The sequence below is a fragment of the Hydrogenophaga sp. GW456-12-10-14-TSB4 genome, assembly GCF_059424305.1.
In genome coordinates, this window is sequence record NZ_JBWKZH010000033.1 from 21602 (window position 1) to 33516 (window position 11915).

Annotated in this window: 20 protein-coding genes; 8 read left to right on the top strand and 12 right to left on the bottom strand. The window is 66.7% G+C overall.

Annotated features, from left to right (window positions below):
• Positions 1–73: 73 nt before the first annotated feature.
• The 7 genes from AC07ZS_RS16760 to flgB are packed head-to-tail and all read right to left on the bottom strand — an operon-like array spanning position 74 to position 5152.
• Positions 74–769, bottom strand: a complete 696-nt coding sequence (locus AC07ZS_RS16760; RefSeq protein WP_494799661.1) for a flagellar basal body L-ring protein FlgH — start codon at positions 767–769, stop codon at positions 74–76.
• 9 nt (positions 770–778) lie between these two features.
• Positions 779–1561, bottom strand: coding sequence for a flagellar basal-body rod protein FlgG (flgG, locus tag AC07ZS_RS16765; protein WP_297397532.1), 783 nt, complete (start codon positions 1559–1561; stop codon positions 779–781).
• A 26-nt stretch (positions 1562–1587) separates the two neighbouring features.
• Entirely contained in the window at positions 1588–2325 is a 738-nt protein-coding gene (flgF, locus tag AC07ZS_RS16770; protein WP_291112605.1) for a flagellar basal-body rod protein FlgF, read from the bottom strand.
• A 37-nt stretch (positions 2326–2362) separates the two neighbouring features.
• Positions 2363–3577: a flagellar hook protein FlgE gene (flgE, locus tag AC07ZS_RS16775; RefSeq protein WP_494799662.1), complete on the bottom strand. Its 1215-nt coding sequence runs from the start codon at positions 3575–3577 to the stop codon at positions 2363–2365.
• A 50-nt stretch (positions 3578–3627) separates the two neighbouring features.
• Positions 3628–4290, bottom strand: coding sequence for a flagellar hook assembly protein FlgD (locus tag AC07ZS_RS16780; protein ID WP_494799663.1), 663 nt, complete (start codon positions 4288–4290; stop codon positions 3628–3630).
• 26 nt (positions 4291–4316) lie between these two features.
• Positions 4317–4721, bottom strand: a complete 405-nt coding sequence (gene flgC, locus AC07ZS_RS16785; protein ID WP_291112611.1) for a flagellar basal body rod protein FlgC — start codon at positions 4719–4721, stop codon at positions 4317–4319.
• 17 nt (positions 4722–4738) lie between these two features.
• Positions 4739–5152, bottom strand: coding sequence for a flagellar basal body rod protein FlgB (gene flgB / locus AC07ZS_RS16790; RefSeq protein WP_494799664.1), 414 nt, complete (start codon positions 5150–5152; stop codon positions 4739–4741).
• A 207-nt stretch (positions 5153–5359) separates the two neighbouring features.
• Here flgB and flgA point away from each other — a divergent pair, with 207 nt between their 5' ends.
• The 7 genes from flgA (at position 5360) to AC07ZS_RS16825 (ending at position 8403) form a co-directional block, all read left to right on the top strand.
• On the top strand, positions 5360–6091 hold the full coding sequence (flgA, locus tag AC07ZS_RS16795) for a flagellar basal body P-ring formation chaperone FlgA (protein ID WP_494799665.1): 732 nt from the start codon (positions 5360–5362) through the stop codon (positions 6089–6091).
• A 131-nt stretch (positions 6092–6222) separates the two neighbouring features.
• On the top strand, positions 6223–6543 hold the full coding sequence (gene flgM, locus AC07ZS_RS16800) for a flagellar biosynthesis anti-sigma factor FlgM (RefSeq protein ID WP_494799666.1): 321 nt from the start codon (positions 6223–6225) through the stop codon (positions 6541–6543).
• 26 nt (positions 6544–6569) lie between these two features.
• Complete coding sequence (locus AC07ZS_RS16805; protein ID WP_494799667.1) at positions 6570–6947, top strand: hypothetical protein; 378 nt, start codon at positions 6570–6572, stop codon at positions 6945–6947.
• A gap of 178 nt (positions 6948–7125) precedes the next feature.
• Positions 7126–7320: a hypothetical protein gene (locus tag AC07ZS_RS16810; protein ID WP_494799668.1), complete on the top strand. Its 195-nt coding sequence runs from the start codon at positions 7126–7128 to the stop codon at positions 7318–7320.
• A complete protein-coding gene (locus tag AC07ZS_RS16815) occupies positions 7307–7537 on the top strand; it encodes a hypothetical protein (protein ID WP_494799669.1) in 231 nt (76 codons plus the stop codon). The genes AC07ZS_RS16810 and AC07ZS_RS16815 overlap by 14 nt, the downstream gene beginning before the upstream one ends.
• A gap of 56 nt (positions 7538–7593) precedes the next feature.
• On the top strand, positions 7594–7992 hold the full coding sequence (locus AC07ZS_RS16820) for a DUF6841 family protein (RefSeq protein WP_494799670.1): 399 nt from the start codon (positions 7594–7596) through the stop codon (positions 7990–7992).
• Positions 7993–8004: 12 nt separating this feature from the next.
• On the top strand, positions 8005–8403 hold the full coding sequence (locus AC07ZS_RS16825; protein ID WP_494799671.1) for a VOC family protein: 399 nt from the start codon (positions 8005–8007) through the stop codon (positions 8401–8403).
• Between the two features lie 16 nt (positions 8404–8419).
• Here AC07ZS_RS16825 and AC07ZS_RS16830 read toward each other — a convergent pair whose 3' ends face one another.
• The 3 genes from AC07ZS_RS16830 to AC07ZS_RS16840 all read right to left on the bottom strand — a co-directional run bounded on the left by AC07ZS_RS16830 (position 8420) and on the right by AC07ZS_RS16840 (position 9811).
• Positions 8420–8707, bottom strand: a complete 288-nt coding sequence (locus AC07ZS_RS16830; RefSeq protein WP_494799672.1) for a putative quinol monooxygenase — start codon at positions 8705–8707, stop codon at positions 8420–8422.
• A gap of 11 nt (positions 8708–8718) precedes the next feature.
• The gene (locus AC07ZS_RS16835; RefSeq protein ID WP_494799673.1) at positions 8719–9357 is read right to left on the bottom strand and encodes a LysE family translocator; all 639 of its coding nucleotides are present in this window, start codon (positions 9355–9357) and stop codon (positions 8719–8721) included.
• A gap of 61 nt (positions 9358–9418) precedes the next feature.
• Positions 9419–9811, bottom strand: coding sequence for an ankyrin repeat domain-containing protein (locus AC07ZS_RS16840; RefSeq protein ID WP_494799674.1), 393 nt, complete (start codon positions 9809–9811; stop codon positions 9419–9421).
• 59 nt (positions 9812–9870) lie between these two features.
• On the opposite strand from AC07ZS_RS16840, the gene AC07ZS_RS16845 reads away from it, so the two are divergent.
• Positions 9871–10452: a putative glycolipid-binding domain-containing protein gene (locus tag AC07ZS_RS16845; protein ID WP_494799675.1), complete on the top strand. Its 582-nt coding sequence runs from the start codon at positions 9871–9873 to the stop codon at positions 10450–10452.
• 57 nt (positions 10453–10509) lie between these two features.
• On the opposite strand, the gene AC07ZS_RS16850 is transcribed toward AC07ZS_RS16845, so the two are convergent.
• Positions 10510–11058 carry a porin family protein gene (locus AC07ZS_RS16850; protein WP_494799676.1) on the bottom strand — a complete coding sequence of 183 codons (549 nt, stop codon included), beginning with the start codon at positions 11056–11058 and terminating at the stop codon, positions 10510–10512.
• 140 nt (positions 11059–11198) lie between these two features.
• Complete coding sequence (locus AC07ZS_RS16855; RefSeq protein WP_494799677.1) at positions 11199–11915, bottom strand: RNA polymerase sigma factor FliA; 717 nt, start codon at positions 11913–11915, stop codon at positions 11199–11201.

Genomic DNA, 11915 nt, shown 5'->3' on the forward strand with positions numbered 1-11915 from the left:
AAAAAGCCGGTCGATAGTCATGTCATGGTCCCCACGGAGCCGCAGCGATGCGGTGAGCCATCATGCAACGGCATCAGAAGGGGAGAACGGTCAAAAAGAACCGTGCCAACCAGCCAATTGAAAGCGCTTCGCCCTGCTGGCCGCGACCCCGCGATTCGATGCGCACGTTGGCGACCTGGGTCGAGGCCACCACGTTGCCGGGGCGGATCTGTTTCGGGTCCACCGTGCCGGAGAAGCGCAGCACGTCCACGTTCTGGTTCACACCGATCTGTTTCTCGCCCACCACCAGCAGGTGGCCGTTGGGCAGCACGTCCTGCACCGTGGTGGTGATGGAGCCGGTGAAGGTGTTGGCGTTTTCGGTCTCGCCGTTGCCGGCGAACTTGTTGGACGAATTCGCGCCCACGTCGAGCTTGCCCAGCAGGGAGCTGGTGGGGCTGATGAAGGGCAGCGCGGAGATGCCGGCCGAGGCGCTGCCGCTGCGGTCCACCGAAGACGAAGACTTCTGCGTCGCGTTGATGCGCTCGGTGATCTGCACCGTGAGGATGTCGCCCGGCATGCGGGCGCGCGGGTCCTCGAACGCGGGCCGGTAGCTCACGGCCTGGAACAGGCTGCCGCCGGGTGCGGCCGTGACGGCGGGTGCTGCCGTCGGCGCCTGCTGCGCATAGCGCACCGGCTGGGCCGGCGCCAGGTCCACCTGGGGCGTGCGCTGCAGCGTCTCGCAACCGGAGGCGAGCACGGCGAGCGACAGGATGAGGGCGATGCGCAACATGGCGTTTCCTTACAGCTGGCTCAGGCGCTGCAGCATCTGGTCGGATGTCTGGATCGCCTTGGAATTCATTTCATACGCGCGCTGGGTCTGGATCATGGTCACCAGTTCCTGCACCACGTTGACGTTGGAGGTTTCGACGTAGCCCTGCATCAGCGAGCCCATGCCGGCCGAGTTGGGCGCGCCGTTGATGGGGTTGCCCGAGGCCAGGCTTTCGGCGTACAGGTTCTGGCCCAGCGGCTCCAGGCCGGCCGGGTTGATGAAGCTGGCCAGCTCGATGTTGCCGATCTGCTGCGGCGCGGGGTTGCCCGGCAGCTTGACGGTGACCACGCCGTCGGCCGACACCGTGACGCTCTGCGCCTGGGCCGGCACGGTGATACCGGCGGTGAGCGGGTAGCCGCTGTTGGTGACGATGCGGCCCTGCGCATCGGCCTTGAAGCTGCCGTCGCGCGTGTAGGCGGTGGTGCCGTCGGGCATCTCGACCTGGAAGAAGCCGTTGCCGTTGACGGCCAGGTCCAGCGGGTTGTCCGACTGCTGCAGGCTGCCCTGCGAGAAGTTGCGCGAGGTGGCGACGGTGCGCACCCCCAGGCCGACCTGCAGGCCGGTGGGCAGCTCGGCCTGCTCGGCCGTGTTGGCACCCACCTGGCGCAGGTTCTGGTACATCAGGTCCTCGAACACGGCGTTGGCGCGCTTGAAGCCGTTGGTGGACACGTTGGCCAGGTTGTTCGAGATCACGTCCAGCTGCATCTGCTGCGCCTGCATGCCGGTCTTGGAAATCATCAGCGAATTGATCATCTTGTGCTCCGCGATTTAAAGGGGGTTCAACCGTTCATGCTCAGCAGCTGGCTGGCGGTCTTGTCGTTGGTTTCGCCGTTCTGCAGCATGCGCATCTGCACCTCGAACTGGCGGGCCACGGCGATCATCCCGACCATGGCCTCCATGGGATTGACGTTGGAGCCTTCGAGCGCGCCGTCCTGCAGGCGCGCCACGTCGCTGGCGGGCAGCGGGTCGCCCTGCGGGCCGCGGAACAGGCCGTCCTCGCTGCGGCGCAGCGGGTTGTCGGCGTCGGGCGTGACCATCTTGAGACGGCCCACGGTCTGCGAGGGCTGGTTGCCGATGCGCGTGCTCACGGTGCCGTCGGAGGCGATGTCCACGCGCGCGCCTTCGGGAATCACGATCGGGCCGCCGTCGCCCAGCATGGGCAGGCCCTGGCCGCTGACCAGGGTGCCGTCCTGGTTGACTTCGAGCGCGCCGGCGCGGGTGTAGGCCTCGGTGCCGTCCAGCCCCTGCACCGCGAAGTAGGCGTTGCCGCGCGCGGCCACGTCCAGGTTGCGGCCGGTGGCAGCGATCGAACCGGGCAGGTCGGAGTGGCCGGGTGTGGCTTCCAGGGCGAACACGCGCGTGCTCGCGCCGTCGCCGCGCACTGGCACGGCGCGGAAGGTCGAGAGCTCGGCGCGAAAGCCGGGCGTGGACACGTTGGCCAGGTTGTTGGCCAGCACCTGCTGCCGGTACTGCGCGGCGTTGGCGCCGGTCATCGCGGTGTAGATCATGCGGTCCATGCGGGGCTCCTTCGTTCAGCTCAGACGCGGCGTGCGATCAGCGCATGTTCAGGAGGGTGCTCAGCACCTGGTCCTGCGTCTTGATGGTCTGGGCGTTGGCCTGGTAGGTGCGCTGCGCGGTCATCATGTTGACCAGCTCGGCGGTGATGTCGACGTTGGAGTCTTCCAGCGCACCCGAGCGCAGCGCGCCGAAGTTGCCGGTGCCCGGCTCGCCGTGCAGCGGGTCGCCCGAGGTGAAGGTGGCCGTCCAGTTGCCGCCGCCCATGGGCTGCAGGCCCTGGGTGTTGCGGAAGTTGACCAGCGCGATCTGGCCGGCCGCGCGGGTCTCACCGTTGGAGTACTGGCCGCTGACCATGCCGTCCTCGCCGATCTTCAGGCCGATGAACTGGCCCGGGCGGTAGCCGTCCTGGTCCAGGTCGCTGACCGCGAAGTTGGTGCCGTACTGCGTCGCGTTGCCGAAATCGAGGTCGACGTTGAAGGTCACGGCCGGGTCGTTGGGCGAGGTCAGCGTGAGCTGCGGGATCACCGAGGCCGGGTCGAGCGAGCCGTCGGTCAGGAAGTTGACGACGAAGGGCGTCGACAGCGCGGGGTCGGCGCCGTTGACGCCGGTGTAGACGTTCCACTGGTTGTTGCCGATTTTCTCGAAGCTCAAGGCCACCGGCACTTCCACGCCCTGGGGGTCGTAGGCGATCAGCGAGGTGCCGTAGGTGGACAGCGGCGTGGGCGGCGTCTGCGTGGACGCCACCGGGGCGCGGGCGTCGAGGTTGAACTCGGCCAGGATGCGGGTGGTCTGGCGCGCCGGAATCGGGCCACCGGTGGGCAGGCGCAGCGGCTGCGAGTCGAAGCTCAGGCGCGTGCCGTCGGGCGAGGTGGGGTAGCCCATGAGGTTGGCACCACCGTTGGTGACGATGTTGCCGCTGCTGTCGAGCTTGAACATGCCGGCGCGGCTGTAGGCCACAGTGCCGTTGGGCATGTTGAGTTCAAAGAAGCCCGAGCCATTGATGGCCACGTCCAGGTCGTTGCCCGTGACGGTGATGTTGCCCTGCGTGAAGTGCTGCGACACCGTGGTCAGCGCCACGCCGATGCCGGAGTTCACGCCGCCGGCCGCGTTCACCGAGCTGGCGTAGAGCTCGCCGAACTCGCCGCGCGAGCTCTTCATGCCGACCGTGTTGGCGTTGGCGATGTTGTGCCCGATCACGTCGAGGTTGCGGCTGGCGCTGTTCAGGCCGGAGAGTCCTTGCTGGAATGCCATGGTGATGTCCTTTGAGGGAGAAAGCGGTGTGTGGGGAAAGGCTCAGGCGCTCACATGAACGCGAGCACGTCGTTGTAGGCGCGGGTGCTGCCGTCCTGCAGCAGCATGTAGATGGAGCCGCCGGAGAAGCTCACCGAGTCCACCGTCATGCGCTGCAGCGACACGGTGTCCACGGGCTCGCTGCCGTCGATCGCGCGCACCTTGAAGCCCTTGACCGTCGAAGGATCCACGCCCTCGGCGTCCCAGTTGAAGCGGTGCAGGCCGCTGCCCAGCGCGCCCATCTCGACGGTCTTGATGACCTCGCCGTTGGTGCCCATGATGTCGACCTTCACGTCGGTGGCCTTGGTGTCGAGCGAGAACGCCGCCTTGGCCTGGCCGTCCTTGAAGGTCAGCTTGTCGCCGGGCAGCAGGGCCTCGCGGCCGATCAGCGAGGTGCCCTGCAGCGCGGTCTGCGAGGAGAACTGCGCGGCCATGTTGTTGAGCGTCGCATTGAGTTCCTGGATGCCGCTGACCGTGTTGATCTGCGCCATCTGGGTCGTCATCTGCGCGTTGTCCATCGGGTTGAGCGGGTCCTGGTTGTTGAGCTGCGCGACCAGCAGCTTGAGGAACCGGTCCTGCGAGGCCTTCGGGTCCATGCTGTTCTTGGCCGTGGTGCCCGTGGTGCTGCCGATCTCGGTGCCCAGGTTGCTGGTGTCGATGGGGGTGATGTACATGGCTCAGGTCTTTCCGGGTGGTGGGCTCATTGCCCCATTTGCAGGGTCTTGAGCAGCAGCGACTTGGCCGTGTTCATGACCTCGACGTTGTTCTGGTACGAGCGCGAGGCCGAGATCATGTTGACCATCTCCTCGACCGGGTTCACGTTGGCGTGCGTCACATAGCCTTCGGCGTCGGCGCTGGGGTGCGTGGGGTTGTGCACGCGGCGCCCCGGGGCGTCGCTCTCCACGATGTTCTGCACCTTCACACCGGCATTGCCCTCGCCGCCCATGGGCACGGTCTGGAACAGGATGTGGCGCGCCTTGTAGGTCTGGCCGTCCGGCCCGGCCACGGCGTCGGCGTTGGCCAGGTTGGAGGCCACCACGTTGAGGCGCTGGGACTGCGCGCTGACCGCGCTGCCCGAGACACCGAAGATGGAGAACATCGACATGATCGATTCCTTTCAGGTCATTGACCCGTGATGGCGCTGAGCATGGTCTTCACGTGACCATTGATGAAACGCAGCGTGGACTCGTAGCGCACGCTGTTGTCCACGAAATTGGCGCGCTCGCGGTCCAGGTCGACCGAGTTGCCGTCCTGGCTGGGCTGGGTCTGCACGGTGTAGGCCATGTCGGGCCGGGCCGGGCCCGCGCTGGTGGTGCCCAGGCGCATGTGCTGGGCGTTGGTCTGGGTCACACCGGCGGTCGCGCCGGTCTGCATGCCCGAGACGTTCTTGAGCGCGCTGGCGAAATCGAAGTCGCGCGCGATGTAGCCGGGCGTGTCGGCGTTGGCGATGTTGCTGGCGATCACCTGCTGGCGCTGCGAGCGCAGCAGCAGCGCGTTGGCATGGAAGTCCAGCCGGCCGGTCATCTGTTCAAGCATCGTCCACTCCAGCAAGGTTTCGGGGCCGGCCCACGCCTCGGGGAGAGGTCCTGGTACCGGGGGGTTGGACGAATTATGGAAATCTTGAGGGTCGCCAATGGCCGGAACAAGCGCCGCTTTGCAAGCCATTTCCCGCCTTTGTCCGAGGCACCCCCGGCCTACAGTGCAGCCCTGACCTCCCGCCACCCTGCCCACCGGAGACCGCCCATGCGCCCTACCCTGCACCGCCTGCTCACCGCCTGCGGCTGGGCCCTGGCCCTGCTGCTGCCGGGCCTGGGCACGGCCCACGCCAACAACCAGACCGACCAGCTGGAGAAGACCGCGCGCGAATGGCTGCAGCCCACACTGGAGGCCGCGATCCCGAAAGACGAGGCGTTTCCCCTGCGCACCGAAGTCGTCATGGGCGCGCTCGACACCCGCCTGCGCCTGGCGCCCTGCGCCAAGGTCGAACCGCACCTGCCGGCCGGCTCGCGCCTGTGGGGCCGCAGCCGCATCGGCCTGCGCTGCGTCGAGGGCCCCTCGCGCTGGAATGTGTACGTGCCCGTCACGGTCAAGGCCTTCGGGCCGGCCTGGGTCATCAAGCGCCCGGTGGACGCCGGCGCCACCCTCACTCAAGAAGACGCCGAACTGGTCGAAGTGGATTGGGCGGCCAGCCCGGCCCCCGTGCTGGCCCGACCCGAGATGTGGATCGGCCAGGAAACCGCCTTTGCCCTCACCCCGGGCCTGACGATCCGCCAGAACATGGTGCGACCGACCAAGGCCTTCGCCGCCGGCGATCAGGTGCGGGTCAACAGCAGCGGCAGCGGGTTCAGCATTTCCGTGACCGGCCTGGCGCTCACCGCCGGTCTGGTCGGGCAGTCCGCCCGCATCCGCCTGCCCGGCGGGCGGGTCGTCACCGGTCTGGTGCAGGAAGACCAGACCGTTGAGATGGCTTTGTAAGCCGGATGTCCGCAACGGCACCCCCGGCGTGACGGAATGCTCGAACCGGCCAACCAAAAATGCCTAAAGTTCGTACCGTCCGGGTCGATAGTTCTCTCACATCACCCTGACTACGGGGTTTGGAGCGTGAAATGAAAGTCGATTCGTCACCCGATTCCTATATAGGTTCCGTGGCCGGTGGTCCCCAGAGGGCCGCCGAAAAACCCGCAGCGAGCGCCGAACTGGCGGCCGCCGCAGGCACGCCTGCGGCCAAGCCTCAGGGCGTGACCGTCACCCTGTCCGCCTCCACCGTCTCGGCGCTGGGCTCGGGCGGCAGCGAAGTGTTCAACACGGAAAAAGTCGAAGCCATGAAAGCGGCGATCGCCAACGGCACCTTCCAGGTGAACGCCGAGGCCATTGCCGACAAGATGCTGGCCAACGCCGCCGAAATGCTCAACGGCAGCCGGGCCTGATTGTCCTCACCCCAACGAACCGCACCATGACCACCACCGCGACGACCCCACCCCACCCCTGGATCGGATCGTTGCAAGTGGAACTCGATGCGCTCGAAGCCGCCCTGCTGCGCGGCGACGCGCCCGGTGTGGAGCGGGCCAGCGCGGCCATGCAGGCGGTGCTGCAGCAAGCCCCCCGCACGCCGGAATTCGCCCAGCCCGACAGCCCGCTGCGCCTGGACACCCAGAACGCCGCGCAACGCTTCGCCCAGTTGCGCCAGGCCGTGCTGCGTGCCAACGCCCAGAACGAACGCGCCGTCGCCAGCCTGCTGCCGCAGCAGGCCCTGCAGCGCCAGCCCACCTACGGCCGCATGGTCAAACCCTCACCGCTGGGCGGCGCAGGACGCGGTTTTCTCACCGCCTGATTTTTCAGTTCTCCCTTCAAAAACCGGCATCTGCCGGTTTTTTTTCGCCTATGAACGCCATCCGTGGCCATCCACAGCCTTGAGGTCAACCCCCTGATTCATCATTAGCAAATCTGATAGAGCTACCTTTTTAGCGGCACCCCTTCTAAAATACGGGTTAACCCTTAGATTGAATGCCATGAACACGCTCATCACATCCCTGTGGACCCGACTGGCTGGTGCCGTCGGCCACTCTTTCCGCCGCGCCAGCGCCGGCGCCTCCGACGGGCTCGAGGAATACCTCAGCACCGCCAAGAGCCTCCACCAGCTGGAGGACATGCAACGCCGCTGGGACCATGCCCACCGAGGCCATCACCACCATGGCGCCTTCTGACGCCGAAATCGAGACCCAAGCCATGATCGAATTGCTCAAATCCTATTTCCAGACGCCGCAGTTCGCTGCGGGCGCTCGTGTCAACCGCCTTCACAAAGGCAGCCTGGACCGCGTGGACGGCCGCGTGGTCGCGCAGACCGCCGAAGGCGTGCTGGTCGAATGGCCGCGCGACGGCTCCGGCTGGGAACACCCCGGCGCGCTCTGCCAGCAGGGTTGACGTCGGCTTCTGCGGACGCCAACATGACAGACATCCGAGTTCTTCCTGCCCCTGTCATGAACGAGATCCACGCTCCCGACAGCCTGAACAACGGCGACACCCTCGAAGCCCGGGCCTGCGTCCAGCGTTTTGCGGACGCGTTCAACGCGGGCGACCTGGCCGGCATGGACGCCGAGCTGAACTTCCCGCACACCATCCTCTCCGGCGCGCACCGCCTGGAATGGGCGGCGCCGGGCCAGTTGCCGGGCGACTTCTTCCGCAGCCTGCGCGCCACCGGCTGGGCCCGCACCCACACCGAGTCGATCACACCCGTGCTCGCGAGCGCCGACAAGGTGCATTTCCTGATGGACTACAGCCGGCGCACCGCCGAGGGCGAGGTGCTCAACCGATACCAGAACCTCTGGATCGTCACCCGCTCGGCCGGCCACTGGGGCATCGCGCTGCGCTCCTACTGACACGGGGGCCGCATGGCGATCGGCATCCAACTCGACCACCTGCTGGTGCCCTCCCGCGACAAGATCGCCGCCGCCCGGCAAGTCGCCGAGCTGCTCGGCGTGCCCTGGTCGGCCAGCGGCATCGGGCCGTTCGCGCCGGTCTACGTCAACGACGGCCTCACGCTCGACTTCGACCAGTGGGACGGACCGCTGCCCGCCATCCATTTCGCCTTTCGCGTGAGCGAGGAGGCTTTCGACGCCATCCTCGCGCGCATCCAGGCCGCCGGCATTCCGTACCGCAGCCTGGTGCACGGGCCGGTCGATTCGACGGTGGACACGGCCCACGGCGGGCGCATCGTCTACTGGAACCAGCCCGACGGCCACCAGTGGGAAATGCTCACCGTGAGTTACGCGCGCGCGCCGGGCAGCTGAGCCCGCCACGCGGCCTTCAGGCCACCACGTCCATCAACAGAAAGGTGCCGGCCTGGCGCTGGCACCGGTCGATCTGCGGCACCAGCCGGCGGAAGTGCTCGGCCTGGCAATGCGCGTCGAGCGCGGCCCGGTCGGGCCAGGCTTCCACGAAGATGAAATGCCCCGGGTCCTTCTGGTTGACGCAGAGTTCGTAGGCCAGGCACAGCGGCTCCTGCCGGGTCTTCTCCACCAGTTCGCGGTACAGCGGCTCGACCTCGGCCAGGCATTCCGGCCGGATGAAATCCTGCGCAATGACCTTGAGCATGCCCACGCGCCTCAGGCCACGCGGCGCTGCTCGGCGGCCAGGCGCACGGCCAGCGCGGCCAGCACGCCGCCCATGACGTAACGCTGCACCGCCAGCCAGCGGCGGTTGTGCTGGAACCAGCGTGCCAGCTTCGCCGCCGACAGGGCGATGCTCAGGTTCACGCTGAAGCTGAAGACGATCTGCGTCAGCCCCAGCACCACGCTCTGCGCGAACACCGAGCCGTGCTCGGGCGAGACGAACTGCGGAAAGATCGCGAGGTAGAACACCGCGATCTTGGGGTTGAGCAGGTTGGTGAGAAAGCCCATGGCGAACAGTTTGCGCGGCGAGTCCTGCGGCAGGTCGCGCGCCTCGAAAGGGGAGCGCGCGCCCGGCTTGACCGCCTGCCACGCCAGGTAGAGCAGGTAGGCCGCACCGGCCCACTTCAGGATCTCGTAGGCCATCGGCACGGCCATGAACAGTGCGGTGAGGCCCACCGCCGCGGTGAACATGTGCACCAGGAACCCGGCCACCACGCCGAACAGGGAAATGACGCCGGCCCGTCGCCCCTGGCAGATCGAGCGGGAGATCAGATAGACCATGTTGGGGCCGGGCGTGAGCGCCATCAGCAGGGCCGCGCCGGCAAAGAGCAGCCAGTCGTTCAGGGGAACCATGGGAGAAACCTCGGGTGGGGGTGAGACCCCCCATCCTAGGCCAGGCGGAACAACCCCGTGCTCACCTCGCCCACCACAGCCAGCGGCCCAGGAAGGGCGCGAGCCAGCCGCCTCTCTGCGGCGTTCTCGCCGCGGGATCCGCCGCACCCATCTCGCGCAGCCGCGCCTCCAGCGCACCCAGGCCCACCTGGCGCGCGGCCTGCACCGGCGTGAGGTTGTCGAATTCGGAGTGCAGCAGCGGATCGGCGCCATGGTCCAGCAGCAACCCGGCCACCGCCTCCTGCCGCTCCAGGATGCAAGCCACCAGCGGCGTGGAGAGGAACTCCGGATGCGCGTAGTTCAGATCCACGCCATTGCGCGCGTGGTAGCGCACCAGCTCGATGTGGCCCTCGCAGGCCGCCTTGAACAGCTCTTTCCAGTCACCACCCGACATCCCGTCTCCTTCATGTTTCAATCGTTGACCGCCTGCCGGCATGCCGGCAACGCCCTGCACCATAACCGGAGGTCTCCGCCATGACCATGGCCCGCACCGACACGCGCACCCTGTGCTGGCAGCCCACGTGGAACCCGGCCCACGAAGGCGTGGGCATGGAGCACCTCTTGTTGTCGGACACCGAAGCGAGCGCGGTGGTGCTGGCGTTCGATGAAACCAGCGGACCGTTCCGGCTGAGCTACCGGCTGGCCTGGGGGCGGTCGTGGCAATTGCGCCAGGCCGACCTGCTGGTGGACACCGACCAGGCCTCTCGCGCGCTGAGCCTGCGCACCGACGGCCAGGGCCACTGGCGCGACGGCCAAAACCGCACGCTGCGCGAGCTCGAGGGCTGCCTGGACATCGACATCTGGCCCACGCCGTTCACCAACAGTTTTCCGATCCGGCGCGAGCCGATGGCCGTGGGCGAGCGCCGCGTGTTCCGCATGGCCTGGGTGAACGCGCCCGAACTCACGGTGCAAGCCAAGCCCCAGGCCTACACACGCCTGGCCGAGCGGCTCTACCGTTTTGAGAGCCTGGACGGCAGTGGTTTTCAGGTGGAGCTGCCGGTGGACGAAGACGGCATCGTGCTCGACTACCCCGGCCTCTTCCGGCGGATGGCCTGAGCCGGGAAAAAAATGGCCACCTCGAGGGTGGCCATTTTCCGCACCGGCGATCAGCGATCAGAAGCGAACGCCAAAGCCCAGGCCGACGCCATTGATCTTGAGGCCGTCCTTCTTGTAGTAGCTGGTCCAGTTCAGCTGGAGGTAGGACTGCTTGGACAGGTAGAAGTTGCCGCCCAGTCCGTACGCCGTGCTGCCACCGGAATCGCTGATGCTGAAACCGGGAACCGACAGTTTGATCTTGCTCTGCACGTAGCCGAGGCGGGCGAACAGTTCCACGCTGTCGCTCAGCTTCACGCTGGGGCGCACGAAGACGCCGAACACATTGCTGATCTTGGCGTCGACGACGGTCTCCATGCCATTCAGGTCAACCTTGTCACCGCTCACGCCCAGGCCGAGCATGCCTTCCACCGAAAGATTGGGGTGGAACTTGTAACCCACGATGCCGGTCGCGACAGAGGGCCTGGTCTTGATGGAGTCGGGGCCGTCCACTTCCTTGAGATTGACCAGGTTGTAGGCAACCTCGCCATACATCCGGGGGTCGGACTGGGTTTGCGCCAGGGTGCTGGCGGCAGCGACCGACATGGCGGCCAAAACGATAGCTTTCAACGATGTTTTCATGGGTCCCTTAACGTGGTTAAGTTTCCAGTGTAGGACGCTATCGTTTTAAAGGCACCAAAACAGTGCCATATGTTTCTGAACGTTACTTAATTGCAACAAACGGTGCGCCACCGGGGCGCACCGGGCCTTCAGTGCGCGCGCAACTTGGAGCGCAGCCGCGCGATCGACTGGCTGTGCAGCTGGCAGATGCGCGACTCGGTCACGCCGAGCACGGCCGCGATTTCCTTCAGGTTCATGTCGTGCTCGTAGTACATCGACATGATCTGCTGCTCGCGCTCGGGCAGCACCTTGATGGCCGCCACCAGGGCGGTGCGCATGCGGTGGTCCTGCAGCACGGCCGAGGGGTCGGCCTCGTGGTCGCCCATGTGGCGGTCCAGGAAGCTGTCGTCCTCGTCGCCGTTGCCGCTGATGTCTTCCAGGTAGACGAGCTGGGTGCCGCGCACCTTGGCCAGCAGGTGCTGGTAGTCGGCCAGGCTCATGCCCATCTCTTCGGCGATCTCGCTTTCGCGGGGCACGCGGTGCAGCTTCTGCTGCAGGCGGTGCACGGCCTGCTCGATGTCTTTCTGGCTCTTGCGCGAACCGCGCGACATCCAGTCGCCCTCGCGCAACTCGTCGATCATCGCGCCGCGGATGCGCTGGCTGGCGAAGGTCTCGAACTGCACGCCCTGGGTCGGCTCGAAACGGGCGATCGCTTCGGTCAGGCCGATCATGCCGACCTGGATCAGGTCGTCGAGCTCCACGCTGGGCGGCAGCTTGGCGATCATGTGATGAGCGAGGCGGCGCACCAGCGGGCTGTATTTGCGCAACTGGTCGTCCCGGTTGAGGGTGCCTTTGGCGGTGTACAT

Coding starts and splice junctions, on each gene's coding strand:
- flgM (WP_494799666.1), top strand. CDS start 6,223: ATGAAAGTCGATTCGTCACCCGATTCCTATATAGGTTCCGTGGCCGGT.
- AC07ZS_RS16825 (WP_494799671.1), top strand. CDS start 8,005: ATGGCGATCGGCATCCAACTCGACCACCTGCTGGTGCCCTCCCGCGAC.
- AC07ZS_RS16845 (WP_494799675.1), top strand. CDS start 9,871: ATGACCATGGCCCGCACCGACACGCGCACCCTGTGCTGGCAGCCCACG.
- AC07ZS_RS16830 (WP_494799672.1), bottom strand. CDS start 8,707: ATGCTCAAGGTCATTGCGCAGGATTTCATCCGGCCGGAATGCCTGGCC.
- AC07ZS_RS16855 (WP_494799677.1), bottom strand. CDS start 11,915: ATGTACACCGCCAAAGGCACCCTCAACCGGGACGACCAGTTGCGCAAA.
- AC07ZS_RS16815 (WP_494799669.1), top strand. CDS start 7,307: ATGGCGCCTTCTGACGCCGAAATCGAGACCCAAGCCATGATCGAATTG.
- flgF (WP_291112605.1), bottom strand. CDS start 2,325: ATGGACCGCATGATCTACACCGCGATGACCGGCGCCAACGCCGCGCAG.
- flgA (WP_494799665.1), top strand. CDS start 5,360: ATGCGCCCTACCCTGCACCGCCTGCTCACCGCCTGCGGCTGGGCCCTG.
- flgG (WP_297397532.1), bottom strand. CDS start 1,561: ATGATCAATTCGCTGATGATTTCCAAGACCGGCATGCAGGCGCAGCAG.
- AC07ZS_RS16760 (WP_494799661.1), bottom strand. CDS start 769: ATGTTGCGCATCGCCCTCATCCTGTCGCTCGCCGTGCTCGCCTCCGGT.
- AC07ZS_RS16835 (WP_494799673.1), bottom strand. CDS start 9,357: ATGGTTCCCCTGAACGACTGGCTGCTCTTTGCCGGCGCGGCCCTGCTG.
- AC07ZS_RS16810 (WP_494799668.1), top strand. CDS start 7,126: ATGAACACGCTCATCACATCCCTGTGGACCCGACTGGCTGGTGCCGTC.
- flgC (WP_291112611.1), bottom strand. CDS start 4,721: ATGTCGATGTTCTCCATCTTCGGTGTCTCGGGCAGCGCGGTCAGCGCG.
- AC07ZS_RS16820 (WP_494799670.1), top strand. CDS start 7,594: ATGAACGAGATCCACGCTCCCGACAGCCTGAACAACGGCGACACCCTC.
- flgB (WP_494799664.1), bottom strand. CDS start 5,152: ATGCTTGAACAGATGACCGGCCGGCTGGACTTCCATGCCAACGCGCTG.
- AC07ZS_RS16780 (WP_494799663.1), bottom strand. CDS start 4,290: ATGTACATCACCCCCATCGACACCAGCAACCTGGGCACCGAGATCGGC.
- AC07ZS_RS16805 (WP_494799667.1), top strand. CDS start 6,570: ATGACCACCACCGCGACGACCCCACCCCACCCCTGGATCGGATCGTTG.
- flgE (WP_494799662.1), bottom strand. CDS start 3,577: ATGGCATTCCAGCAAGGACTCTCCGGCCTGAACAGCGCCAGCCGCAAC.